The organism is Aphanothece stagnina RSMan2012 (genome assembly GCF_046764815.1).
In the GTDB taxonomy this organism is placed as follows: Bacteria; Cyanobacteriota; Cyanobacteriia; order PCC-6307; family Cyanobiaceae; genus NIES-981.
Genome location: NZ_JBKOUC010000081.1, coordinates 1 through 740, shown reverse-complemented (window position 1 = coordinate 740; position 740 = coordinate 1). Strand labels below are relative to the sequence as shown.

At 71.6% G+C, this 740-nt stretch carries 1 protein-coding gene; it reads right to left on the bottom strand.

Translation table 11 applies throughout. The annotated features are described in order from the left end of the window. Window positions 1–125 precede the first annotated feature (125 nt). Window positions 126–740 (bottom strand): SDR family NAD(P)-dependent oxidoreductase (locus tag ACLNEE_RS16800; RefSeq protein WP_412007440.1); only part of this gene is annotated, 615 nt, incomplete at its 5' end.

The window sequence follows — 740 nt, the reverse complement described above, 5'->3', positions numbered from 1 at the left end:
GGCCAGCGCGCGGGCGGCGTCGCCCAGCGCGATCAGCTTGACCTGCCGCGGCCGCGAATTGCGGTAGCCCTGCACCCGCGCCCCCGGCCGCGCCGCCATCGAGTTCGTCATGCCATGCATCCTCTTCAATCCATGAACCTGCCGCCCGACAGGTTCAGGCATTCCCCCGTGACATAGCCGCCCTCGCGCGCCACGAGGAACAGCACCGCATGCGCGGCCTCGTGGCTTTCGCCAAAGCGGCCCACGGGCACGCCCGCGCGCAGGCGGTCGCGCTTGTCCGCCGTCATGGTGGCAACTTGCGGCGCGAACAGCGACGTGGCGATGCCGTTCACGGTGACGCCATGTTCGGCCGTTTCCGCCGCCAGCACCCGCGCAAAGGCCAGAAGCCCCGCCTTGGCCGCCGCATAAGGCGCCACATTGTGATGCACGCCCGTCTTGGCCGACATGGTGGCCAGCACGACGATGCGGCCAAAGCCCGCCCCCGACATGTGGCGTGCTGCCTCCAGCATCAGGGCCGCGGGGGCGATCATGTCCTCCTCGGCGACGCGGCGGATGTCGTCGACGGGGGTGTCGAAGATGGGGCGGTTCTTCACCGGCCGGGCCGACAGCACCAGGATGTCCAGCCCGCCCAGTGCCTGCACCGCCATCGCCACCGTACGCGCGGCATCGGCGCAGGGGGCCACCACATGCGACGCGCCGGGCAGGTCGGCGTCGGCGGCCACGATCGCCCCCGCATCGGC